Here is a 23,335-nt window from a genome sequence, read left to right as displayed (position 1 = left end):
CGGTCCACCACTGTCCACACCGGCCGAGGGCACCGCGCCACCCGCCGCGAGCGACGGCGCCCTGCTGTGCTGAATGCGCTGAGGTGGGCTGGGCAGGTGTGATCGTGGGGTGGATCAAGGTGTGAGAGCCGGCCGTGGGGCTGTGCTGCCGAGGGCGTTGGTGCAAACGGCCCCTCGTACACTGGGCAAGCCCCGCAGGCTCCTGCGGGCCCCACTTTGCTAAGGGACAGCCCTTAGCCGGCAATGCGGTCGTGGGATCCCACTGTCGACGGATCCCACACAGCTGGGCTCTCCGCGCTCGCACACCCGCCGCGGGCCGGTTCGTGACCGTTCCCCAGAGCATCGTGCGACAAGCCTCGCATCCGGGAGGTGCTCACCGATCACCCTATGTGATCAGGGTGGAGATCGCGCCGTGCGGTTGTCGTCCGTCTTGCGGCACGGGATCCTGGGGGAGCACGAAGGGAAGCGGTGTCATGGATCGTTTTCCGGTTGCGGCCAACGTCGACTTCCACAGTCCCCTGGACCCCTCAAAGGCCGCCACCGCGGTGCTGGACGACCAAGGCCGCATTGTCGGGTGGGGATCCTCCGCCCAGCGCCTCCTCGGACATTCTCCCGAGGAGGCACTCGGCCGGCCGGCCGAGTGGCTGCTGGCGACGGCCTCCGGCCGGCGCCTGTCCACCCTCTGCAAGGCGCACCAGTCCCGCAACGTCGTCTTGGACCTCTGCCACCGGGACGGACGTACGGTGCGCGCGGCCGTGACGTTCAGCCCGCTGTCGCACCGGAGCGGCGCCGCGGCCGTGGTGATCGCCGCCGAACTGGAGGCGCTCCGCAGCTGGGAGGCGCAGTTGGCGATGCTGCAGGGTCTGGCGACCGAGTCTCCCGTGGGCTTGACGATCTTCGATACCGACATGCGCGTCGTGTGGGGGAACGTCTCCACCGATCTGGAGCTCGGGGGGATCGCCCAGTACACAGGCCGGCCGGCATCGGATCTCTTTCCGGAGGGCGAATTCATCTCCCGCCACCACCCCCCGGACGAGGACCAGGTGATGCATCACGTCCTGACGACCGGGGAACCGATCGTCGGCATGCACTACCGCGGACGCGCCCCCGCCGACCCGGTGCGCGAGCACGTCTGGTCCTGCTCGTACCACCGGCTGCTGGACGCCCGGGGCGAGCCGCTCGGGCTTTTCGAGGAGTCCCTCGACATCACCGCCCGCTACCGCGCCCAGGAGCGGCTGTCGCTCCTCGTGCGGGCGGGAAAGCGCGTCGGCGCCTCGCTGGACGTGCGCCGTACGGCCGCGGAACTCGCCGACGTGGCGGTACCGCAGCTGGCCGACGAAGTGCTGGTGGATCTGCATCCGGCGGTCATCGAGGGACGGCAGCCGCCGACGCGCTCGGCGCCGGGACACGGACTGCTGCGGATGCACGGCCGGACTCCGGAGGCGTTCCGTACCAGTCCCGTCTCCTACCCACCCTCGTCACGGCAGGCTCTGAGCCTCGCCACAGGCCGCTGCGTCGTCGACGCCTCCCCTCCCGAGGCACCGGGCGGGGCGGGGTCGACCGACTCGCACTCCTGCCTGTTCGTCCCCCTGCTCACCCGCGAGGCCGTCCTGGGCCTCGCCACCTTCCGGCGCAACAGCAACCCCGATCCCTTCGGCCCCGAGGAACAGACACTCGCCGTGGAGCTGGCCGAGCGGGCCGCCGTCGGCATCGACAACGCCCGCCAGTACACCAGCCAGCATGCGGCAGCCCTGGTACTGCAGCGAAGCCTGCTGCCGCGGCACCTGCCCCAACAGAGCGCGGTCGACGTCGCGTACCGCTACCTGCCTGCCGACAGCCGCGTGGGCGTGGGCGGCGACTGGTTCGACGTGATCCCGTTGTCCGGGGCCAGAGTGGGACTGACCGTGGGCGACGTGGTGGGTCACGGTATGCACGCCGCCGCGACCATGGGCCGGCTGCGCGCCACCGTACGCACCCTTGCGCTGCTGGACTTGGACCCGGCCGAGCTGCTCACACGGCTGGACGACCTGGTCGCGCAGGAATCGGAGCCCGACGCGGATGACGGGCTGAGCTGTGAAGCGATGGTGGTGACCTGCCTGTATGCGATCTACGACCCGATCAGCGGCCGGTGCGTCTGGGCCAGCGCGGGCCATCCCCCGCCGATAGTGGCCGACGCGAGCGGCTCGGTGGCCATGTCCGCGCTGACTCCGGGACCGCCCCTGGGGCTGGGCGGCCTGCCGTACGAGAACGTCGAGCTGGATCTGTCCGACGGCAGCGTGCTGGCCTTCTTCACCGACGGCGTCGTGGAGGACCGGGGCCAGGACATCGACAGCGGAATCGACCGCCTGGCCGAGGTGCTCACCTGGCAACGATGCCCACTGGAGGAACTGTGCGACCGGGCGCTGTCGGCCCTGCCGCCCGGGCCGCAGGTGGACGACGCCACGCTGCTGCTCGTCCGCACCCGGCGGCTCGAAGCCGAGCGGGTGGCGGACCTGGAGCTGCCGTCCGACCCGGCCATGGTGGCCCACGCCCGTACGCTCACCGAACGCCAACTGGGGACCTGGGGCCTGTCCGAGCTCTCGTTCACCGCCGAACTCGTGGTGAGCGAACTGCTCACCAACGGCATCCGGTACGCCTCCGGACCGGTCATGCTGAGGTTGATCCGGGATCGCTGCCTGCTGTGCGAGGTCTCCGACAGCGCGCACACCGCACCGCACCTGCGGCGAGCGCACCGGGACGACGAGGGCGGCCGCGGCCTGTTCCTCGTCGCCCACATGTCCCAGCGCTGGGGCACGCGGTACACCTCCGCCGGGAAGACGATCTGGGCCGAACTGGCCATCCCGGACAACTCCGCCGGAGGCAGGGGCAAGACGGCCTGACCGACCGGGACGGGCAGGCTCACGGCCCGCGCCGGCCAGGGCACCGGCGGCGTAGGGTGGTCGGACTGCCGCCCGGTTGATCACCGTGCGCGGGAGCGGCGCCCGGATGGTCGCCGCCCCTGTGCCGTGGATGACACGGATCCCGGTCACCGCGGCTCGGCTCATGTGACGGAGGCGAATGTGCTGATCGATGTCGCGGACGTGGAAGCCGCGGCCGAGCGGATCACCGGGCATGTCGTACGGACCCCGACGGTGCTGAGCCCCGGGCTGTCCGCGTTCCTGGGCGCGCATGTCACCGCGAAACTGGAACTACTGCAGCGCACCGGCTCCTTCAAGGCACGCGGCGCTACGGCGAAGCTGCTCACGCTCAGTGAAGCCGAACGCGCCGCCGGGGTCGTGGCGGTGAGCGGCGGCAACCACGGCATCGGGGTCGCGGTCATGGCCGGCGCACTGGACATCAAGGCGACCGTCGTCATGCCACGGTCCGCTCCCGGCCGCGCCGTGGACATCGCCGAGGCCGCCGGGGCGAACGTCATCCTCGCCGACACCATGGACGGCGCGTTCACCCTCGTCGACGAACTCCGGACCAAGGGGCTCACCCTGGTCCATCCTTTCGACGACCCCGTCGTCATCGCCGCCCAGGGCACGGTCGGCCTGGAGTTGGCGGAAGATGCCGGGGAGCTCACCGACGTACTCGTCAGCATCGGCGGCGGGGCGCTGATCTCCGGGGTCGCCACCGCGCTGCACGCGCGCCGTCCCGGTGTACGGATCTGGGGCGTGGAGACCGAAGGCGCGCGAGCCATGTCGGCGGCCCTGGCCTCCGGCGGGCCGGTGCCGGTCGAACTGTCCTCGATCGTCTCGACCCTGAGCGCCCCCAGCGCCTCACAGCTCACCTACGAGCATGTCTCGGCGCTGGTCACCGATGTGCTCACGGTGACCGACGCCGAAGCCGTGCAGGGCACCCTCGACCTGGCCGACCACGCCAAGGTCTGGGCCGAGCCCGCCGCCGGATGTCTGCTGCCCGCGGCACGCCGGGTGCTGGAGCGCGTCGGCGAGGATGCCAGGCTCGGCCTGGTGGTCTGCGGCGGCAACGCGACGACCGCCGATGTGACGGCCTGGGCCGGGCGCTTCGGGCTGCGCTGATCACGCAGACTCGGCCACGAGCATGAGGAGTCGGTGAGGGAAAGCCAGCGGTCACCAACCTTCGGTGACCATGCCCAGCCATTTCCTCAGGGGCGGGAGGGCTCCCCCAACAGCCCGGCCGATTGATCTTTCGGGTGCCAGTCCGCCTCAGACCAGTCGGACTCCACGAACTCGCCGGGAACCTGCGCGCAGGAGGCGTAGACGCTGACGAACAGAGTCGTCGTCGAGTCGTTCCACCGCACGTCAACCTGGTCGCCGCCTTCCGGGTCTTCGAATCGGAAGCCCAGTTGGCGGGAGGCTGCGCCTGCACGGTCGCCTTCGTGTGTGAGTTTCCAACCTTGCTGCACCAACTGCCGGCGCACGCGCCGCTGCGCCTCCCGGGCGGTGGCTTCGGGGACGTCGGGCACGCTCCAATCGAGACCGAAGCTGCGGACGTCGCTTCGTGCCTCGTCAATGTGGGCGATGCTCCTCAGCCCCCGGTAGTAGCAGGCGCCGGTATCGACCCTGCCCGACTCCGCGGCGTACTTTTCGGGAAGCGCGAAGCCCTCATACACCTGGTCGGACCGGGACTTGAGCCGTTGCGCGACCGCGTTGGGGTCGGCCGAAGGATACGGCGTGCCGTTCCACACGGCGTCCCCCGCCACCACGGCAGCGACCAGCAGCGCCACCATCACGAGCCCTGTGACGGCATACCAGACGGACCTCCCGGAGGCCGGGACTCTACTCGGACGGCTCTTGAACATGCATGTGACGGTAGGCGTCGGCATGACGCGACGCATGAGTAGCCGTACCCAGGAGGGTCCTGGAGCATCGCGAGGCCGGATGCCGAAACGCCGGCGGCCGCCCCCGGGCTGACGGCACCAAGGTCACGGCCGTCACGTCTCCGGGCCGGTGATCCCACCGCCACGCGGAGGGAGCCGCGCGCATGGCCGATCATCAACCGGTCGCAGTGTCACAACGGCGTTGTGTGCTTCGAGGGACGTTGTTTTCTGACGATTGCCCTGCGGGCCGGCCGACCGGATTCGCAAGGCCCTCGAAAGCCCTTCGAGAACCTGGGTCGTTCGAAAGAGGGTGCCGCTGCCCGCCGAGGTGTCATCCCGCGGGGTTGTCACGCGGGACGTCGAGGATGATGTCGGCGGCGCGGGCGATGACCGGGGCCCGGGTCTGGCCGGGGTGGTCGGCGGCGAGGAAGTGGCTGCCGATGGCCGTGCAGAAGGCGAGCAGGGCACGGGCCTCGACCTCGTCGGGGTCGGCGCAGAAGGTACCGATCGCGTCTCGCACCAATTGCATGCGCTTGTTGTCCACTCGGCGCAGGCGGTCGGCGACGGCGTGGTCGCGGCGTGCCCATTCGCGGATGGCCAGGTCGATGGGGAGCAGACGGTCGCTGGAAAAGGTGAGCTGCCCGGCCAGGCGGACCTTGTCCCGCGCGTCGCCGCCCTCCCGCTCGACCCGCTCGATGATGTCGTCGACACTCTCGCGCTCCCAGGTGTCGAGCATCTCGGCCAGCAGTGCCTCGCGGTCGGCGAAGTACCCGTAGAAGCCGCCCTTGGTCACCTTCAGCGCCTTGGCGAGCACCTCGACCCGCACCGTGTCCACCCCGCCTGCGGCCAGCGCCTGCAGCCCCGCCTCGACCCACTTCTCCCGCGGTGTACGCAATGCGCCCATCCGTGGCCCACCTCACCCTGTCAGACCTGTTGTACGGAACCGTATAACGGCACTAGCCTCACGTTGTACGGCATCGTATAACGCGAGAGGGGACACCTCATGTCATTCGGTTTCGTCGCCTTCCACTACCCCGCCCCCGAGCACCTCGACGCATTCGTTCTCGAGTGCCACCAGGTCGCCGACGCGACGCGGCGCCGGCCTGGCTTCCTGTCCGTCGGGGTCTGGATCACCCCGGACGGCGACGCCGTCGTCACCACCGGCGCGTTCGAGTCCGAGGGTGCCTTCCTGGCGGCGGCCGAGATCGGCCGTGAGATGGGCGCGACACCCGACGGCCTGAGCGATCTGGAGATCAGGCCCCGCGAGGTCCACTTCCTCGTATCCCGCGAGAAAGCCGACCAGGATCAGCACTCGGCTTCACCGCATCCGCTCAGGCGCTGACCATTGGGTTTCCTTCGCTGCCGAAGCCGGATCGCGCCACCCGTACCGCACCGCCGGTAACCGCGCCGCAGAAGCACGGTCGGTTACCGGCGGTCAGCCGGACCGCCGGCTCTCATGCCGCCCTGCTGGTCGCGGCGGGGGTCACAGGCGCACGACGATCAAGGCGATGTCGTCGCGGGAGCCGCCGGTCACGCCGAGGCGGGTCAGCAGCGTGTCGGCGAGGCGGTCGGGGGCCAGGTGGGCGTAGCCGGCCAGGACGTCAGTGAGTCGGTCCAGACTGGTGTCGATGTCTTCGCCGCGGCGCTCGACGAGCCCGTCCGTGTAGAGCACCAGGGTGTCGCCCGGGGAGTAGGGCAGGACGGCCTGGGGGCGGGAGACATGCTCGGGCCGGGCACCCAGAGGCGGATCAGTGGCCTGATCCAGCATGGTGCTGCTGCCGTCGTGGTGCAGCAGCACCGGCGGGGGGTGGCCGGCGCTGCTGTAGGTGATCCGGCGCCTGCTGGCGTCGATCACGGCCTTGACGGCAGTGGTGGCCACTGCTCCTTCCACCGAGCGGGCGTACAGACCGAGGACCTCCAGCGACCTGGCAGGTTCGTGGAGGGCACGGACAGCGGCACTCAGTGCGCTGCGGAGCATGCCCATGACAGTGGCGGCCTTGAGGCCGTGGCCCACGACGTCGCCCACCGCGACACTGAAGCACTCCCCGGGCAGGTCGACCACGTCGTACCAGTCGCCGCACACGTTCAGCGACCCGACCGCGGGCAGGTAACGCACGGCCACGTTCGGATGCCGGTCCAAGTCGGGCGAGTGCAGCATGGCTTCCTGCAGGGTGACGGCGACCTGGCGTTCGCGGGCGTGCGCCTGACGCAGTTCCTCGTTAAGCCGCTGCAGCTCCCGCGCCCGCGCGTACAGCTCGGCCTCCATCGCCTCACGCCCGCCCAGAACCCCGACCACGGGGCGTGAGAGGACGAACGCGGTCACGTCCTCGACACGGTGGATGATCCACACCACCTGGCCGTCCGGCCCGAGCACGGGAGTGTTGATCGGGGACCACCACCGCTCCTCGAACGCTCCGCGCGGGGACACGATGGGAATGTCGTACTTCTGCACCGCCATCGTGTCCGGTTCTTTCGATCGCAGGACTCGCTGCAGCGAGGCGTTCAGGTTCCTCACCCCGTCCGCGTCCGGGTCCGCCGGATTGTCGGGGAAGGCAGCGAACACGTGCTTTCCGACCAGCTCCTGCCTGCTTCTGCCGGTCGCCTTCAGATACGCGTCGTTGGCATCGACGATCATGAAGTCGGCACCGAGTATCAGGTAGGGGCTGGGTGTGCCTGCGAACAACGCCTGGTAGTCGATCTGCGTCACGACGTGCGCCGGCCTTCTGCTGCTCACGGGTGCTTTCTGCCAATTTACGAAAGTCCCGGCTTTCGCGCCCGTCCGGCCCGGTGACTGCGGGGGCGGGAGTCGCACGAGCCCTGGGGCCGCGTCCAGCGGAAGGTTCCGGTGGTGACGGGTCGCAGCTCTACCGGCCGTCTGAGAAGTTGTGCACGCCCCACCAGCCGGAGGCATCGTGGTACAGACCCACGCCCACCTCGGTGAAGGTCCGGTTGGTCTGTGCCTTGTAGTGCCCGGGGCTGTGGCGCCACATGGACTGGAACTTCTCCGCCGCCTGCTGGGCGGTCATCGACTTGTCGCTCCACCACACGATGTTCTCGCCTATCCAGGTGCGCGATCCTGTCACCAGATATCCGGTGTCGTCGTTGCCCGAGTGACCGAAACCGGATGTGCGCATGTGCTCGGACCACTTGCGGGCGAAGTCGCTCAGGTCGGCCCTGAGCCGCAGGGGCGGCAGGCCCACGGTGGCCCGTTCCGCATTGAGGAGCTTCAGCGACATGGCCTCGGCATCCCTGACGGCCTGAGTGGACAGCCGGGGACCGGGGACCTTCGGGTCCGGGCCGACCGGACCGGCACCGCGCTCCTTCGTGGGCGAGGCAGGGCGGGGCGCCTTCGACGGCTTGGAGGTGCCGGCGGTGGGAGCGTGCGCACGGGCCCGCGGGGAGGAGGCCGAGGGCGACGCGGAGACCGGCGGCGAGGACTGGGAGGCCGAAGGAGATGCCGAGCGGGGCACGCCGGAGGCCGTGCGCGCACCGGGCTGCGTGGTGCCTGCCTCGTCGGGCGGAGCCGCAGACGGCGCGGCGGCCGCGGCGTCCGTGCCGCTGGACGCACCGCCCCAGTCGTTCAGTGCGAAAGCGCCCGCAGCCACTGCGGTGACCAGCACAGCGCCGGACACCACCATGCCCACACGCTTTCCGTCGCTTTTCCGGCGTCCGCGCCGGCCGCCCGTCGCACGGGACTTGGCCCGGCGCCGGTCCATGCGGGAAGCCGTGTCATCCGGCCCCGGGGCAACGTTCCCGATCGGCGCATGGTCGTGCTCGTACATGTGGAGTGCTCCGCTTTCGTCGAGACTGCCGGTCGGTCCGGCGCAAGGGAGACTCGTGAGGACGACGGGGATAACAGTTCCTGGCACAGCAGCGTGCGTGAGACGCGTCAGACGCGGGCTCGGCGGGGATGCGAGCGCATCACCCCTCGCAAGGACTGGTCAGGCGGGCTGCCACAGCTCGACCCGGTTGCCCTCAGGGTCGGTGACCCAGCCGAACCGGCCGACGCCCTCCATGTCCTGGGTTTCTTCGGCCACGTCCGCACCCTTGGCGCGCAGTTGCGCGAGCATCGCATCCAGGTCGCGGACCCGGAAGTTGAGCATGTTCTGCTGGGCGCGGGAGCCGAAGTAGTCGGTGTCGGACTCGAACGTAGCGAAGACCGTCGGCCCGGCTCCCTGACGCCACAGGCCGTTCTCATCGGCGTCCAGTCCCAGGCAGTCGCGGTACCACGCGCTCAGGGCCACCGGGTCGGCGGCCCGCATGAAGTAGCCACCGATTCCAAGCACACGTTCCATGCCGCCATCTTGCCAGGACGGCGATCGGGCGGGACGGCACCACACCATTTCCCGCTTCCCGAGCCGTTCCACAACGGCGTGGGACGCCTTCGGCAGGACCGGGTGGACATCTGCGGACAGCGCTGGACAGGCCTCGGGCCTTGCCGGGCCTGGAAAGTGGACACCGCCTGACACGAGTGTGTCTGCCATGAACGTTGCACCCCCTCAAACGGACCGGGCAGCGCACCGATCCCCCCGGCAGGGAGCGGCCCTGCCGCTCACCGGGGCCGTCGACAACCGAAGGAGCAAGACCATGATGTCCCGCCCTCCCCGTGGCATGACCGTGCTGATCGCCGCCGCGGCCCTCTTCGCCGCCACCGCCGCCACCACCACCACGGCCTACGCCGCGCAGGATTCCGGACGGCGCACGCCGCATATCGTCACCGAGTGGGCCCGTGCATGGAACGGCACCAACCCCCAGGCACTCGGTGCCGTGTTCATCGCCAACGGCACCTACACGGACAAGGCCGTGGGCGTGACCTTCCGCGGCCGCAAGGAGATCTCCGGCTGGAAGGCCCGCGCCGACAGCCTCATCGACAACGTCCACGTCACCGTGCGCGCCACCGAGCGCGTCGCCAACCGCATCACCGTCAAGGCCGTCTACTCCGGTCACCTCAAGGGCGCACCCAAGTCCTTCGCCGTGCCGATGATCACCGTCCTCGACCTCGACAAGAACAGCTGCCGGATCGCCTCCGACGAGGACCACTACAGCCTCGCCACCGTCCTGGCCCAGTCCGGTCTGCCCGCCGACTGGACGCCGCCGCCGGCGCCCTGAGGCTGCGGTCAAAGCGCAACCCGCACGCGCCCGTCCCCCACGCCGGCCGGTCACGGATGAGCCCCGTGACCGGCCGGCCGCCGCCTCACCGACCGCGCCAGACCGATCACCGCACCCCGCCACACAGCGTCTCGCCACACCGCGTCCCGGAGCCACTGCCCCGGCCTTCACACCGCAACCCCCGGAAGAACTCAACGACTTCGCAGCAGCGAACTACACTGTGAAGTCATTTCGAGTCCCCCGGGGACCCTGGGCGAACCCGCTCCGTGTTCGACCGTCACGGAGCACCGACGGCGGCAGGTCACCGCGTGATTCGAGGAACGCAACCGCGCACAAGGGGAAGAGCGATGACGCTGGAGATGGTCTTCCGGAGCAGCGACGTACCGAAGCCCGACCGCTTCGATATCTGGCGCGAGCACCTGGCCAGGACGATCTGCCCCATGGACACCTTCAGTGAACACTCCGGTGACTTCGACGGAGAGCTGCGCCGTATCCGGTTGGGGCCGGTATCGGTCGTGCCGACGAAGGTTCAGCCGGTCACGGGGCTGCGAACGGCCAAGTTGGTACGGCAGTCCGACCCCGAGTGCTACACCCTCGCCCTCCTCCTGCGCGGAACGCTGAGAATCCGGCACGCCGGCCAGGAAGCCGTGCACGGTGCACAGCAGATGTATGTCGTCGACACCTCACAGCCCTGGGAGACCGTCGCAGGCTCAGTGGAGTCGGTGGGACTCGGGGTACCCAAGCAACTGCTGCCACTGGCCCCCAGCAGTGTCGACCGGCTCCTCGCCCGCCCCTTACCCGGGCGGGAGGGGATCGGTGCACTGCTCGCGCAGTTCCTCACGCGCCTGGCCACCGACACGACGCCCCACGGGCCCGCGGATGCCGCGCGGCTGGGCACGGTGGCCGTGGACCTGTTCACCGCCACCCTCGCCCATCATCTGGAAGCCGACGACCAGGTGGCACCCGAAACCCGGCAACGCGCTCTCACCCTGCGCATCAAGGACTTCATCCGACGGCACCTGGCCGACCCGGACCTGCGGCCCCCGATGATCGCAGCGGCCCACCACATCTCCACCAGCTACCTCCACCGCCTCTTTCTCCACGAAGAGACCAGCGTCGCGGCCTGGATCCGCCGGGAACGTCTCGAACGCGCTCGCCGCGCACTCGCCGACCCCAGCTGGGGCGCCACCCCCATCCATGCCATCGCGACCCGCTGCGGATTCCCCCGCGCAGCCGACTTCACCCGCGCCTTCCGAACCGCCTACGGCATCCCACCGAGGGACTACCGCAACGCCGCCTGTCCGCAACCGTCGGACCAGACCCTCGGGGAACGACTCTGAAGGCGCAGGGACGGAAGCGGGTACGAAGACACCGGCTGCGTCAGGAATTTGTCCATGGCGGAGCGACACGTCCACGTTGTGTACGCACACGCCAGAGGATCACCACGCGTACGCTCACGATCATGGTTGAGCATCGCATGGTCGACGTGAACGGGATCCGGCTGCACATCGCCGAGCAGGGTGAAGGCCCTCTGGTGGTGCTCCTGCATGGTTTCCCCGAGTCCTGGCACTCCTGGCGCCACCAGTTGGGTCCGCTGGCGGACACGGGCTTCCGCGTGGTCGCCCCGGACCAGCGGGGCTACGGGCGCAGCGATCATCCCGTCGACGTGGACGCGTACACCATCTTCCACCTGGTCGGCGACGTCGTCGGGCTGATCCGGGCTCTGGGAGAGGAGAAGGCGTACGTCGTCGGGCACGACTGGGGCGCCCCGGTCGCCTGGTACACCGCACTGCTGCGGCCGGACGTGGTTCGCGGGGTGGCCGGTCTCAGCGTGCCGCCCCCGTTCCGGGGGCCGGAGCCACCGCTGGCCACCATGGAGAAGCTGTTCGACGGCCGCTTCTACTGGAACTACTTCAACCGACCGGGCGTCGCCGACGCGGAGTTCGCGAAGGACACGCGCACCACGTTGCGGAAGTTCCTCTACGCGGCATCCGGCGACGCTCCCGGCAGCGTCATGCAGCCGCTGGTCGACCCGGAGCGGGGCTGGCTCGCGACCATGACCGACCCCGAGGTACTGCCGGAGTGGCTCACCGAGGACGACCTCGACGCACTCACCGCGAGCTTCTCCAAAGGCTTCACCGGAGCTCTCAACTGGTACCGCAACCTCGACCGCAACTGGGAACTGACCGCGCCGTGGCAGGGCGCCCTCGTCACACCGCCCGCTCTCTACGTCTACGGCGACCGCGACCTCGTTCCCGCGTTCCCCGGCATGCCCGAGCTCATCGAGCACCTCCCCGCCCTCATGCCCAATCTGCAGCGCACACCGCTGAAGCTCTCGGGCTGCGGACACTGGACCCAGCAGGAACGCCCGGCCGAGGTGAACGCGGCGCTCATCGCATTCCTGCACGCCTGTTCCTGACTCCGCCCGCCGCAACATCGAACCCGCAGGGCGCGGCCCGGCTGTCCGCCGGGCCGCGCCCTTGTTCCACACCCGCGTTTCACACCCGCGCTCCTCCAGGACGCCGCCTTCCGGAAGGCCTGAGCACATCGGGGGGCACGGAACGCAGCCATGGACCTTCCTCCCAAGCAACCGGCATCTGCGGTGGATAATCACATGTAGAGTTGCAAATACCAGATCAATGGTCCTACCGTGGCGCACATGCAGTCCTACACCATCGGACAGGCGGCACGGCTGCTGGGCGTCAGCCCCGACACAGCGCGCCGCTGGGCGGACGCCGGCCGGGTCGCGACCCATCGCGACGACAACGGCCGCCGCCTCATCGACGGCCGGGACCTGGCCGCCTTCTCCATCGAGGTCGCGCAGTCAGGCAGCGGCGAGGACGACCTCTCCTACACCTCCGCGCGCAATGCCTTCCCCGGCATCGTCACCGCGGTCAAGCTCGGCGACGTCGCAGCCCAGGTCGAGATCCAGGCGGGCCCGCACCGGCTCGTCTCCCTGCTGACCAGGGAGGCAGTGGAGGAACTCGGCCTCGAAGTCGGCATGCAGGCCACAGCCCGCGTGAAGTCGACCAACGTGCACATCGACCGCACCTGACTGCGGCCCGACCCGGACCTCGTGCACCACCAAGCGGCGTCGCCCGCACCGGCGCGGCTCGTCACCGTCCCGCTCGCACGGCACCAAGCCGGCCAAGTCCCCAGGGAGTTCCACCCTCATGTCGCACACCTTCACCAGACGCCGCACCGCCGCTGCCGTACTGACCGCCGCCCTCCTCGTCCCGCTCGCCGCCTGCAGCGACGGCGGGTCCCAGAAGGACGGTGGTGACACGAAGACCGCCAAGTCCGGCGCGGAAGACCCCAAGGCCGAGCTGACGGTGCTGGCGGCCTCTTCGCTGACCGATGTCTTCAAGACCGCCGGCGCCGCGTACGAGAAGGAGCACCCGGGTACGAAGATCACGTTCTCCTTCGCCGGGTCGCAGGAACTGGTCGCCCAGGTCAAGCAGGGCGCCCCGGCGGATGCGCTGGTCACCGCCGACACCAAGAGCATGGACAGCGTGAAGGCGGAAACCGGCACCCCGGCCGTCATCGCCAGGAACCGTCTCGTCATCGCTACCACCAAGGGCAATCCGCACAAGGTCGACGAGCTGAAGGACCTGGCGGACACGAAGCTGAAGGTCGTCCTCGCGGCCCCCGAGGTGCCGGCCGGCAAGTACAGCAAGAAGATCCTCGACGCCCAGAAGATCACGGTGAAGCCGGTCTCCCAGGAGCCGAACGTCCGGGCGGTGCTCAGCAAGGTCGAACTCGGCGAGGCGGACGCCGGCCTCGTCTACAAGACCGACGCGGACAGCGCCGCGGACAAGGTCGACGCGGTCGCGATCCCGGACGCGCAGAACGCCGTCGCCGCATACCCGGCCGCCGCGCTCAAGCAGTCCAAGAACGCCGAAGCCGCCGCCGCGTTCGTCGCATGGCTGTCCTCACCCCAGGGACAGAAGATCCTCCAGGACGCGGGCTTCCAGAAGCCGTAGTCCCGGCGGCTGTCCGAGGGGTTGTCCGTACCCGGGTCCGTTCCGGGAACGGGCGGCCCCCGTCCCGTCCGTCACCCCGCCCTCCAGGGATCCCCGATGAAACGAGTCCGCCGCCGCACACGGGGTCCCCGTACTCCGGTCGCCCTGGCGATCCCCGCACTGCTCGCGGTGGCGTTCCTGCTGCTGCCACTGATCGGGATCCTCGTACGGACGCCATGGGGCGAACTCGCGGACCATCTCACGACCCCCGCAACGATCGAGGCGCTGCGGCTCTCGCTGCTGGTCTCGCTCTGGGCACTCGGCCTGTCGCTGCTCCTCGGCGTGCCGCTCGCGTGGCTGCTGGCCCGGGTCCCCTTCCCCGGCAAGGCGTTCGTCCGGTCCCTCGTCCTGCTGCCCATGGTCCTGCCGCCCACGGTCGGCGGCGTGGCGCTGCTGCTCGCCTTCGGCAGGCGCGGGCTCCTCGGCCCATGGCTCGAGGACTCCTTCGGGATCACCCTGCCGTTCCACACCTCCGGCGCCGTCGTGGCCGCGACCTTCGTCGCCATGCCGTTCCTCGTCATCAGCCTCGAAGGCGCACTGGGCGGACTGCGCCCCCGCTACGAGGAGACCGCCGCGTCTCTCGGCGCCTCTCCGGTGCGGGTCTTCTTCACCGTCACCCTGCCCATGGTCGCCCCCGGTCTCATCGCCGGCGCCGCGCTCACCTGGGCCCGTGCCCTGGGCGAGTTCGGAGCCACCATCACCTTCGCCGGCAATCTCCCCGGCACCACCCAGACGCTGCCCCTGCAGGTCTATCTGCTCCTCCAGGACACGCCCGAGGCGGCCACCTCGGTGTCCCTCCTGCTGCTCGCCACCGCGATGCTCGTCCTCATCGCGCTGCGCGGCCGCTGGACGGGCACGCCCGCCGCCCGAACGCAGGTGGCCACACGCCCGGTGGACGAGCCGGAGCCGGCAACGCCACCCGCCCTCGAGACCTCCGGCGCACAGCCTGTCGGCACACAGGATGCCGAGCCGCAGGAACGCTGGTCCCTGCACGCCGACGTCACCGGTTTCAACCGGCTCACACTGGACGCCGAACCGGGCACCACCATCGCCGTCGTCGGCCCGAACGGCTCGGGCAAGACCACACTGCTGCGCGCACTCCTCGGCCTCACCCCCCGCGCACACGCCACACTCCGGCTCGGCGGCACCGACGTCACCGACCTCCCCCCGCATCACCGCCACGTCGCATGGGTCCCCCAGGACGGCGCTCTCTTCCCCCATATGAACGCCCTGGCCAACACCGCGTACGGACTGCGTGCGCACGGAGTCCCGCGCGCCGAGGCCCGGCGCAGCGCCCAGGAGTGGCTGGACAGGCTCGGCGTCGGGCACCTCGCCCACCGCAAACCGGCCCAGGTCTCCGGCGGTCAGGCCCAGCGCGTCGCGCTTGCCCGGGCGCTGGCCGCCCGACCCAGACTGCTGCTGCTCGACGAACCGCTCGCCGCGCTCGACCAGACCACCCGTGCCCATGTACGGCACACCCTGCGCCGCCATCTCGACGGCTTCGGCGGTGTGTGCCTGATCGTCACCCACGACCCGGTCGAAGCCGTCGCGCTCGCCGACCGGGTACTCGTCCTCGACGACGGACGTGCCCTGCAGGACGCCCCTCCCACCGAGGTCACCCGGCATCCCCGTTCGCCCTGGGTCGCCCGCATGCTCGGCCGCAACGCCTGGCCCGGCACCGCCACCGCCGACGGCATCCGGCTCACCGGCGGCGGCACGCTCGTCGTCGCCGAACCTCTCCCGCCCGGGACGAACGCCCTCGCGATCATCGCCCCGGAAGCCGTCGCCGTACACCGCGACAGGCCCGCCGGCAGTCCCCGCAACGTCTGGCCGGGCACGGTACGAGAGATCACCGGCAGCGGTAGCAGACTGCGCATCCTGATCACCTCGGACCAAGCCCCGGACCTCGTCGCGGAGATCACCCCGCAGGCGCTCGCCGAACTCGGCCTCACCGACGGCACTTCCGTCTGGACCAGTGTCAAGGCCACCGAGGCGACCACAGTGGTCCTCTGAAACGGCTCCGGGCTGCCCACGGGCTGTCCCGACGGGCCCCGTGCGGACCCGGCGGCTCCCCGCGGCCGGGCCACCCCGGGCGAACGGACTCACAGCCGCGGCACAGGTTCAGCACACGGGTGTGACAGCAGACTCCGAGAACGTCTGACCATGCACACGGACAACCACCACAACGCCGTGACCGGCTCACCGCCCCGGCCGGCACCGGACGGGGCAGTGAATCCCCGCCGGCACCCCCACGGCGGCTCCCGCATGGCCCGGCTGTGGCAGGGCAGGCCCGAGGACCCCCGCTGGGCGCGCCCCGCGCTGCTGGTGCTGATGCTGGTCACGGGTCTGCTCTACCTGTGGAACCTCAGCGCCTCCGGGTACGCGAACTCCTTCTACGCCGCCGCTGCCCAGGCCGGAAGCGTCAGCTGGAAGGCGTTCCTGTTCGGCTCGCTGGACGGCGCGAACTCGATCACGGTCGACAAAGCCCCGGCCTCGCTGTGGCCGATGGGTCTGTCCGTGCGACTGTTCGGGCTGAGCTCGTGGTCGATCCTCGTCCCCGAGGTGCTGACCGGCGTCGCGACCGTGGCTGTGCTCTACGCGGCCGTCAAGCGCCGCTTCGGCCCGGCGGCCGGGCTGCTCGCCGGGGTGTTCCTCGCGCTGACTCCGGTCGCCGCGCTCATGTTCCGGTTCGACAACCCCGACGCGCTGCTCGCACTGCTGCTCACGCTCAGCGTGTACCTCGTGCAGCGGGCGCTGGAGGACGGTCGTACCAAGTGGCTGGTGTGGGCGGGTGTCGCGATCGGCTTCGGCTTCCTGACCAAACAGCTTCAGGCGTTCCTGGTCCTGCCGCCGCTGGCGCTGGTGTACGCGGTGTGCGCCCCGGTGAGGCTGCGCAGGCGGCTGTGGCAGCTGCTGCTGTCCGGGCTCGCGGTGATCGTCGCGGGTGGCTGGTGGGTCGCCCTGGTCGAGCTGTGGCCCGAGTCGTCCCGCCCGTACATAGGCGGTTCGACGAACAACTCGTTCCTGGAGCTGACGTTCGGCTACAACGGGCTGAGCCGGGTCAGCGGCAACAGCGGCGGCGGCCCTGGTGGGGGCGGTCCTGGCGGCACGGACGAGACGGGAATCCTCAGACTGTTCGGCGACGGCCTCGGCGGCCAGATCTCCTGGCTGCTGCCCGCCGCGCTGATCCTGCTCGTCGCCGCACTCGTCCTCACCCGCAGGGCCGGAAGGACCGACGCGACCCGCTCGGCGTTCCTGGCCTGGGGCGGCACTCTGCTGACGACCGCATTGGTCTTCAGCTTCATGTCCGGCATCTTCCACGCGTACTACGCCGTCGCACTCGCCCCGTACATCGCCGCACTCGCCGGCATGGGGGCGGTCGTGTTGTGGCAGGAGCGCTCCACGAAGTGGGCCACACCGGTGCTCGGCGCCGCGGTCGCCACAACGGCGGTGTGGGGGTGCGTACTGCTGGGCCGCACCAGTGAGTACGGTCCGCTGAAGTGGCTGGTGCTCATCGGTGGTCTTGCCGCGGCCCTGGGACTGCAGTTCGGCACACGGCTGGGCCACCGAGCGGCTCTCGGGGTCGCCGGGCTGGCTCTCGCCGCATCACTCGCGGGCCCGTTGGCCTACACACTGACCACACTCGGCACCGTCCACACGGGCGGCATGCCGACGGCAGGACCCGCCTCGGCGAGTGTGTCCGGGAGGCCGACGGACGGCATGGGCCGGCCGCCGTCCGGAACAAGCCAGGGCGGGCGTGGCCCCGGCATGGGCCAACCGCCGTCCGGTACAGGCCAGGGCCCGGCCCAGGGCCGGAATTCGGCCCAGGGCATGCCCGGAATGGGGCAGGGCCAGGGCATGCCAGGCGGTGGCGGTGCGGGCGCGCCCGGCGGTGGCGGTGCGGCCGGCACCCAGAGCGTCGGCAGCGAGGTCCGGAAGCTGCTGGAGCAGGACGCGGACCGCTACACCTGGGTCGCCGCAGGAGTCAGCTCCCACACCACCGATGTCTACCAGCTCGCCACCGGGAGACCGGTGATGGCCGTCGGCGGATTCAACGGAACGGACCCGTCCCCGACACTCGCCCGCTTCAAGACGCTGGTGTCCCAGGGCGAGATCCACTACTTCATCGCCGGTGGCAGGGGGTTCGGAGGCGGCGGCAACTCCGGCACCGGCAGCAGCTCCGAGATCACTTCCTGGGTCACCGCGAACTTCACGAAGGTCACCGTCGGTGGTACGACCCTGTACGACCTGACCCAGAAGACGACCGCCTGAGACCCGGGCACCGAGATCCGGGGGTGCGCCTCGGGGCAGCCAACCGCCGCTGCCCCGGCACGGCACAGACCTGAACGGGCCGTTCAGAACGGCCCGTTCAGGTCTGACGGACTTCTTCAAGCACCGTCACCCGCCATGAGACTCACCCGGCGCCCGGCGTCGTCGACCGTCAGTCGGCGGCCGGGGAAATCCGGGCCCGGGAGAAGGCGGCGCACCGGTACGCAGTGCTCGCTCACCGAACGGCACGTGTGCCGTGGTGGCTGTGCGAGAACCGGATGCGACGCGCCGCCTTCGGCCTCACGAGGACGGTACGCAGATCACGTAGGCCGTGAGCGTGGCCGCGGCGTCGTCGTTGTTGGTGGCGGTCACGTCCCATTCCTCTGCCGTGCTGTCCTTGATGCTGCTCGTGACGAACAGGTTGGTAGTGGACAAGGTGTAGCCACCGGCGACGGCGATCTCACCTGTGTTGCACGTCGCGCTGGACGTCCCCGACTGTCCGGCCTGGAGGATGACCGCGGTGCCGGTCCGCTGTGTGCTGCTCACCTCCGCCGAGCCAGTGGGACCGGTCGCACCGGTGGAGCCGGTCGCGCCCGTGGCACCAGTAGCACCGGTGTCACCAGTAGCGCCCGTGGCACCCGTGTCACCAGTAGCGCCCGTGGGACCTGTGTCACCAGTAGCGCCCGTGGGACCTGTGTCGCCCGTTGCTCCGGTCGCACCGGTCACACCGTCGACTCCCGATTCACCAGTCGCGCCGGTGGGGCCGGTGGGACCGGTAGGCCCGGTCGGGCCGACGAGCTTGTCGGATCCCTCGTGGTCGGGCCGGTGGGGCCGTCCGTGGCCGTTGTGCCCGGTCGGGCCACGATCTCCCGCTACGGGTGCGGAACGGTCGGAGCAACCCATGGGTCCGTCCGGAACAAAACCGGAATCCGGGCTGGCGCACGCACTCTGAACCACCGCGGGAGCGTTCGCGCTCGCCACACCGGTGAACATGGGTATGGACAGGGCGGCGGGCGCTATCATCGCGCCTCCCGCCAGGCCCCACAGGCGCCGCCGGCGTGCCCGGTTGTAAGACTCTCTGGATCGTGTGCTCATCGCCTCGCCTCTACGAAGTGGGGAACCCGCTCCAGGTGAGGAGCGGTGATCACATCGTCACTCTCCGGAGAGAAACGCGCCCTCCGAGCGGCGCGTCAGTGCCGCCGACCAGGTGACGGCCGGTCATCCGGACACCTCGCCCAGGCACACCGCACAGACCCCGGAGTTGATCGGCACGGCCCTTGCACAGAGGGCGAGTCGGGCTCGCCCCGCCCCGCGGTCGGCACACCAGGCCCTGACAGTCGGTTCGAGACACGACAAGGGTGACGCGTTGTGCCGTTCGGGTGGCACGGTCTGCTCCGTTCGGGGGGCACACCCATGGCGTGGCGCATGCCGGGAGCTTCGAGGACGAACCTGTGGGTCGGGTGTGCGGCTCCGTCCGCGCGGATCCGGTGCCTTGCGGGCGCCCGCAAGGGCTCAACCACATGGCGCGAAGTCCGCACGCGGAACGGGCCGGACGCACCCCCGTACGCCTGACCTCTGATGAGGGGAACGGCGTTTCGGGCGCTGCCCGGGCCGCGCGGTGGATACCTTGCCGGGCCGGGCGTATGACACATCGTCACCCAACGGAGCAAGGTGCAGATGTCAGACGGAGAAGTGCAGCCGGAACCGCACACCGCCAGGCGACGACAGGAGAACCCGGGCACAGTTCACCGGGCAGGAAGGGGAGTCCGGCTCGCCACGACGGTGCTCGCCGTCACGGTGGGATGCGCGGGGCTGACATGGAGCGCGCTCGCTCTCACCCGGGAACGCACCACGATGAAGTCCGTGTCGCAGACGGTGAGATCGTGCGCCTACACCCTCAGCGACCCCGGCAAGCCGGTACCCCTGCCTCCCACCGCCGCTTCGGCGGCCGACCGTCCGTACACCGTGGAACTGAAGACCAACAGGGGCACCGTCACCTTCAAGACCCTCGGCGGCAGCGCACCCTGTGCCACGAACTCCTTCGTACACCTCGCGCGCAAGGGCTTCTACCGCGACAGCACCTGTCCGCGCGTGTCCACCCGGAACCTCTTCATCGTGGAGTGCGGAGCGCCCGCCGGGCAGGCAGCCGCCGACCCCGGGTACTACTTCGCGGACGAGGATCTGCGGGGTGCGACGTACAAGGCCGGCACCGTGGCGATGTCCAAGCTGGTCCCCGGCCGCAACGGCGCTCAGTTCTTCATCAGTTACGCCGACCCCCAGATCCGGATGCCGGAGGCGTGGACCCCGTTCGGCACCGTTGTCGACGGCCTCGACGTCCTCAGGGAGATCGGAAGCGACGAGGCCCGGAACGGGACCTCCGACGGCAGGCCCAGGACGCCCGTGATCATCGAAGCGGTGAACGTGCGTCAGTCGTCCCCGGCGGGCGAGAGCACCCTCAAGGAGGTCCCATGAAGCCGACCATCTGTCTGTGCATGATCGTCAAGAACGAGTCGAAGATCATCGAGCGCTGTCTGACCGCGGCGAAGGAGGTGATCGACACATGGGTCATCAGCGACACCGGCTCCACCGACGGAACCCAGGACATGATTCGCCTGGCACTCGAGGGGATTCCGGGCGAACTGCACGAAGAGCCCTGGGTCGACTTCGGCCACAACCGCACCCTGAACATCCGGCACGCCCTCGGCAAGGCCGACTACCTCCTGCTGGTGGACGCGGATCTCGAAGTGCGCCGTGACGCCGACATCCCCGCGCTGTCCGCCGACGCGTATTTGCTCCGGCACGACTGCGATACCTCGTACCGCATCCCCCGGCTGGTCCGCGGCGACCTGCCGTGGCGGTACGAGGGCGTCACTCACGAGTACCTCACCTGCGACCGTGACGTGCGCCGGGAGAACCTGGACGCCCTGGTGATCCGCGACCACGGCGACGGCGGGTCCAAGCACGACAAGTTCGAGCGCGACGCGCGACTGCTGAGCCTTGAGCTGCAGCGCGAACCGGACAATCCGCGCACCGTGTTCTACCTGGCCCAGACCATGCGGGACCTGGGCAGGACCGCGGAGGCGATCGATCTGTACGAGCGCCGCGCCGCCATGGGCGGATGGGAGGAGGAGGTGTACTTCTCCCAGCTCCAGGTCGGTGTCCTCACCGTGGCCCTCGGGGACTGGCCCCTCGCCATGGAATCCTTCGTCAAGGCGTGGGAAACACGACCACAACGCCTCGAAGCCTGCTACGAACTGGCCTCACGGCTCCGGAAGATGGGGCGCTATCACACCGCGCACGCCCTGCTGGTCGATGCGCTCCGCAAGCCGATGCCCACGGAGGACATCCTGTTCACCCAGCCCTGGGTGTACCGGTGGGGACTCCTCTTCGAATACTCGATCAACGCCTACTGGGTGAGGGCCTACGACCGGTCGATCGACGCCTGCGACGAATTGCTGTCCATGCCCGACCTTCCCGAGTCCATTCGCGAACAGGTCGAAAAGAACCGGGCGTTCGCCGTCGAGAAGATCAACGCCGCCCGGCGTCCGGCCGGCCAGTAGGCGGTGGTGGGGACTTGACGCGGAACGGTCGCCGCCGACGCGGCCGAATCCGAGCGAGGCCCGCCCCGGACCAGTCACCAGAGAGCAGGCATGACCATGAACGCGATCTCCTCCGACACCCTGCGGCCAGCACGGTGGACCGTGCTCCCCCAGCGGAAGTCAGCGGACACCCCGCATGACGGGACGGCCGGCATCGGATGGCGGATCTGGAGCCTGACGGCCGCACTGTTCTTCATGTACATGCTGCTGTCGCTGCGTATCCATGAGCGGATGCTGTCGAACAGTTTCGACCTGGCGATCTTCGAGCAGGTCGTCCGCTCGTACGCACACGGCAGCCTTCCCGTCTCGGAGGTCAAGGGCCCGGACTACCCCGTGCTGGGCGACCACTTCTCGCCCGTCCTCGCCCTGCTGGCTCCGTTCTACTGGCTGTGGCCCTCGGTCAAGACCCTGCTGGTGGCCCAGGCCGGGCTCGTCGCGGTGAGCGTCATCCCGCTGGCGCTGTGGGCCCGCCGGACGCTGGGGCAGACAGCCGGCCTGGCCATCGGCGCGGCGTACGGCCTGTCCTGGGGCGTCGCGAGCGCGGTCGGCTTCGATTTCCACGAAGTGGCCTTCGCGGCCCCTCTTCTGGCCTTCTCCCTGTCCGCTCTCGGCCAGGGACGGCTGCGCGCGGCGGCGTGCTGGGCTGTGCCACTGCTGCTGGTCAAAGAGGATCTGGGCCTCGCCGTATGCGTCATCGGCCTGCTGATCGCCCGAAGGGGTGATCGCAGGACCGGCCTGGTCACGACGGGGGTCGGTGTGGCCGCGGCTCTGCTGGCGGTGTTCGTGGTCCTGCCCGCGTTCAGCCCCACCGGGTCCTACACCCACTGGTCGGGGCTGGAGAACGTCGCGGGAGGAGGCGGCAGCCTGGGGGCGCTGCTGGACCTCAGTCCCCTCGACCTGATCACGCCCAGGGAGAAGGCGTCGACCCTTCTGTTCTCGCTGGCACCGACGCTGTTCCTGGCACTGCGATCACCGATGATCCTGGTCGCGGTGCCGACCTTTCTGTGGCGGTTCGCCTCCGACTACTCGTCGAACTGGGGGACGCGGTACCACTACTCCCTGGTGGTGATGGTCGTCGTCTTCGCGGCGTTCATCGATGTACTCGCCCGCCGCCGCCCGCAGCGGTCCAGCCTGCGTCGTTATCTGGCGGGCACCGCGGGGGTGGCGCTGCTTCTCCTGCCGCAGTTCCCGCTGTGGCAACTGGCGCAACCGGCCACCTGGCACGGTGACCCCCGGCTCGCTGCGGCCCGCTCCGTGATGGGCATCATTCCCGACGGCGCCACGGTCCAGGCGTCCACCTTCCTCGTGCCACAACTCGCCAACCGTACGAGTGTGAGCCTCTTCGGGTGGGCCGCCAGCCGGCCCAAGCCGCAGTGGATCATGGTGGACACCTTCGTGCCGCCCGAGCGCCGGTGGCCGCAGTCCCATATCCAGGAACGGGACGCCCTCGCCGCGGCACGCGCCCAGGGCTATGCCACCGTGGCCGACACCTACGGATATGTCCTGCTGCACCGCCGTAGCTGACGGGTGGCCGGCCACCAGGGGTGACCAGG

19 protein-coding genes and 1 pseudogene are annotated in these 23,335 nt (G+C 69.9%); 14 read left to right on the top strand and 6 right to left on the bottom strand.

Going from position 1 to position 23,335, the window contains the following annotated elements:
* Positions 1-473: 473 nt before the first annotated feature.
* Both ACTWOL_RS29830 and ACTWOL_RS29825 read left to right on the top strand, forming a co-directional pair.
* Positions 474-2,879, top strand: coding sequence for a SpoIIE family protein phosphatase (locus tag ACTWOL_RS29830; RefSeq protein ID WP_474299943.1), 2,406 nt, complete (start codon positions 474-476; stop codon positions 2,877-2,879).
* A 180-nt stretch (positions 2,880-3,059) separates the two neighbouring features.
* Positions 3,060-4,022, top strand: coding sequence for a threonine/serine dehydratase (locus tag ACTWOL_RS29825; protein WP_474299942.1), 963 nt, complete (start codon positions 3,060-3,062; stop codon positions 4,020-4,022).
* A gap of 86 nt (positions 4,023-4,108) precedes the next feature.
* On the opposite strand, the gene ACTWOL_RS29820 is transcribed toward ACTWOL_RS29825, so the two are convergent.
* Together ACTWOL_RS29820 and ACTWOL_RS29815 are read right to left on the bottom strand one after the other, a co-directional pair.
* The gene (locus ACTWOL_RS29820; RefSeq protein WP_474299941.1) at positions 4,109-4,765 is read right to left on the bottom strand and encodes a VOC family protein; all 657 of its coding nucleotides are present in this window, start codon (positions 4,763-4,765) and stop codon (positions 4,109-4,111) included.
* A 349-nt stretch (positions 4,766-5,114) separates the two neighbouring features.
* Positions 5,115-5,687, bottom strand: a complete 573-nt coding sequence (locus ACTWOL_RS29815) for a TetR/AcrR family transcriptional regulator (protein WP_474299940.1) — start codon at positions 5,685-5,687, stop codon at positions 5,115-5,117.
* 99 nt (positions 5,688-5,786) lie between these two features.
* On the opposite strand from ACTWOL_RS29815, the gene ACTWOL_RS29810 reads away from it, so the two are divergent.
* The gene (locus tag ACTWOL_RS29810; RefSeq protein WP_474299939.1) at positions 5,787-6,125 is read left to right on the top strand and encodes an antibiotic biosynthesis monooxygenase; all 339 of its coding nucleotides are present in this window, start codon (positions 5,787-5,789) and stop codon (positions 6,123-6,125) included.
* 141 nt (positions 6,126-6,266) lie between these two features.
* On the opposite strand, the gene ACTWOL_RS29805 is transcribed toward ACTWOL_RS29810, so the two are convergent.
* The 3 genes from ACTWOL_RS29805 to ACTWOL_RS29795 all read right to left on the bottom strand — a co-directional run bounded on the left by ACTWOL_RS29805 (position 6,267) and on the right by ACTWOL_RS29795 (position 9,078).
* Complete coding sequence (locus ACTWOL_RS29805; protein WP_474299938.1) at positions 6,267-7,517, bottom strand: PP2C family protein-serine/threonine phosphatase; 1,251 nt, start codon at positions 7,515-7,517, stop codon at positions 6,267-6,269.
* 130 nt (positions 7,518-7,647) lie between these two features.
* Positions 7,648-8,421 carry a CAP domain-containing protein gene (locus tag ACTWOL_RS29800; protein ID WP_474299937.1) on the bottom strand — a complete coding sequence of 258 codons (774 nt, stop codon included), beginning with the start codon at positions 8,419-8,421 and terminating at the stop codon, positions 7,648-7,650.
* A gap of 303 nt (positions 8,422-8,724) precedes the next feature.
* Entirely contained in the window at positions 8,725-9,078 is a 354-nt protein-coding gene (locus ACTWOL_RS29795; RefSeq protein ID WP_474299936.1) for a VOC family protein, read from the bottom strand.
* Positions 9,079-9,370: 292 nt separating this feature from the next.
* Here ACTWOL_RS29795 and ACTWOL_RS29790 point away from each other — a divergent pair, with 292 nt between their 5' ends.
* From ACTWOL_RS29790 to ACTWOL_RS29755, 8 genes and pseudogenes are all read left to right on the top strand, one after another.
* Positions 9,371-9,892: a nuclear transport factor 2 family protein gene (locus ACTWOL_RS29790; RefSeq protein WP_474299935.1), complete on the top strand. Its 522-nt coding sequence runs from the start codon at positions 9,371-9,373 to the stop codon at positions 9,890-9,892.
* A 347-nt stretch (positions 9,893-10,239) separates the two neighbouring features.
* Entirely contained in the window at positions 10,240-11,232 is a 993-nt protein-coding gene (locus ACTWOL_RS29785) for an AraC family transcriptional regulator (protein ID WP_474299934.1), read from the top strand.
* A 122-nt stretch (positions 11,233-11,354) separates the two neighbouring features.
* On the top strand, positions 11,355-12,311 hold the full coding sequence (locus tag ACTWOL_RS29780) for an alpha/beta fold hydrolase (RefSeq protein ID WP_474299933.1): 957 nt from the start codon (positions 11,355-11,357) through the stop codon (positions 12,309-12,311).
* A gap of 240 nt (positions 12,312-12,551) precedes the next feature.
* Positions 12,552-12,947 (top strand): TOBE domain-containing protein, encoded by a 396-nt coding sequence (locus tag ACTWOL_RS29775; protein ID WP_474299932.1) that lies wholly within the window; start codon positions 12,552-12,554, stop codon positions 12,945-12,947.
* Positions 12,948-13,065: 118 nt separating this feature from the next.
* Positions 13,066-13,875 (top strand): molybdate ABC transporter substrate-binding protein, encoded by an 810-nt coding sequence (gene modA, locus ACTWOL_RS29770; RefSeq protein ID WP_474299931.1) that lies wholly within the window; start codon positions 13,066-13,068, stop codon positions 13,873-13,875.
* 96 nt (positions 13,876-13,971) lie between these two features.
* Positions 13,972-14,775 (top strand): annotated as a pseudogene (locus ACTWOL_RS29765) (ABC transporter permease); the annotation flags it as partial.
* A gap of 15 nt (positions 14,776-14,790) precedes the next feature.
* On the top strand, positions 14,791-15,927 hold the full coding sequence (locus tag ACTWOL_RS29760) for an ABC transporter ATP-binding protein (RefSeq protein WP_474301284.1): 1,137 nt from the start codon (positions 14,791-14,793) through the stop codon (positions 15,925-15,927).
* Positions 15,928-16,077: 150 nt separating this feature from the next.
* On the top strand, positions 16,078-18,186 hold the full coding sequence (locus tag ACTWOL_RS29755) for a glycosyltransferase family 39 protein (protein ID WP_474299930.1): 2,109 nt from the start codon (positions 16,078-16,080) through the stop codon (positions 18,184-18,186).
* 297 nt (positions 18,187-18,483) lie between these two features.
* Here the strand turns inward: ACTWOL_RS29755 and ACTWOL_RS29750 are convergent, their stop codons facing one another.
* The gene (locus ACTWOL_RS29750; protein WP_474299929.1) at positions 18,484-18,729 is read right to left on the bottom strand and encodes a hypothetical protein; all 246 of its coding nucleotides are present in this window, start codon (positions 18,727-18,729) and stop codon (positions 18,484-18,486) included.
* Between the two features lie 1,131 nt (positions 18,730-19,860).
* On the opposite strand from ACTWOL_RS29750, the gene ACTWOL_RS29745 reads away from it, so the two are divergent.
* The 3 genes from ACTWOL_RS29745 (at position 19,861) to ACTWOL_RS29735 (ending at position 23,306) form a co-directional block, all read left to right on the top strand.
* A complete protein-coding gene (locus ACTWOL_RS29745; protein WP_474299928.1) occupies positions 19,861-20,655 on the top strand; it encodes a peptidylprolyl isomerase in 795 nt (264 codons plus the stop codon).
* A complete protein-coding gene (locus ACTWOL_RS29740) occupies positions 20,652-21,743 on the top strand; it encodes a glycosyltransferase (protein ID WP_474299927.1) in 1,092 nt (363 codons plus the stop codon). The genes ACTWOL_RS29745 and ACTWOL_RS29740 overlap by 4 nt, the downstream gene beginning before the upstream one ends.
* Before the next feature lie 90 nt (positions 21,744-21,833).
* Positions 21,834-23,306 carry a DUF2079 domain-containing protein gene (locus ACTWOL_RS29735; protein ID WP_474299926.1) on the top strand — a complete coding sequence of 491 codons (1,473 nt, stop codon included), beginning with the start codon at positions 21,834-21,836 and terminating at the stop codon, positions 23,304-23,306.
* Positions 23,307-23,335 lie beyond the last annotated feature (29 nt).

The sequence above is a fragment of the Micromonospora sp. IBHARD003 genome, assembly GCF_056106285.1.
This window is presented reverse-complemented; position numbering and strand designations above follow the sequence as displayed.

Bases quoted from the DNA above. Each gene is read 5' to 3' on its own strand.
- ACTWOL_RS29830 (WP_474299943.1), top strand. From the start codon at position 474: ATGGATCGTTTTCCGGTTGCGGCCAACGTCGACTTCCACAGTCCCCTG.
- ACTWOL_RS29820 (WP_474299941.1), bottom strand. From the start codon at position 4,765: ATGTTCAAGAGCCGTCCGAGTAGAGTCCCGGCCTCCGGGAGGTCCGTC.
- ACTWOL_RS29815 (WP_474299940.1), bottom strand. From the start codon at position 5,687: ATGGGCGCATTGCGTACACCGCGGGAGAAGTGGGTCGAGGCGGGGCTG.
- ACTWOL_RS29810 (WP_474299939.1), top strand. From the start codon at position 5,787: ATGTCATTCGGTTTCGTCGCCTTCCACTACCCCGCCCCCGAGCACCTC.
- ACTWOL_RS29800 (WP_474299937.1), bottom strand. From the start codon at position 8,421: ATGGTGGTGTCCGGCGCTGTGCTGGTCACCGCAGTGGCTGCGGGCGCT.
- ACTWOL_RS29795 (WP_474299936.1), bottom strand. From the start codon at position 9,078: ATGGAACGTGTGCTTGGAATCGGTGGCTACTTCATGCGGGCCGCCGAC.
- ACTWOL_RS29790 (WP_474299935.1), top strand. From the start codon at position 9,371: ATGATGTCCCGCCCTCCCCGTGGCATGACCGTGCTGATCGCCGCCGCG.
- ACTWOL_RS29785 (WP_474299934.1), top strand. From the start codon at position 10,240: ATGACGCTGGAGATGGTCTTCCGGAGCAGCGACGTACCGAAGCCCGAC.
- ACTWOL_RS29780 (WP_474299933.1), top strand. From the start codon at position 11,355: ATGGTTGAGCATCGCATGGTCGACGTGAACGGGATCCGGCTGCACATC.
- ACTWOL_RS29775 (WP_474299932.1), top strand. From the start codon at position 12,552: ATGCAGTCCTACACCATCGGACAGGCGGCACGGCTGCTGGGCGTCAGC.
- modA (WP_474299931.1), top strand. From the start codon at position 13,066: ATGTCGCACACCTTCACCAGACGCCGCACCGCCGCTGCCGTACTGACC.
- ACTWOL_RS29755 (WP_474299930.1), top strand. From the start codon at position 16,078: ATGCACACGGACAACCACCACAACGCCGTGACCGGCTCACCGCCCCGG.
- ACTWOL_RS29745 (WP_474299928.1), top strand. From the start codon at position 19,861: ATGTCAGACGGAGAAGTGCAGCCGGAACCGCACACCGCCAGGCGACGA.
- ACTWOL_RS29740 (WP_474299927.1), top strand. From the start codon at position 20,652: ATGAAGCCGACCATCTGTCTGTGCATGATCGTCAAGAACGAGTCGAAG.
- ACTWOL_RS29735 (WP_474299926.1), top strand. From the start codon at position 21,834: ATGACCATGAACGCGATCTCCTCCGACACCCTGCGGCCAGCACGGTGG.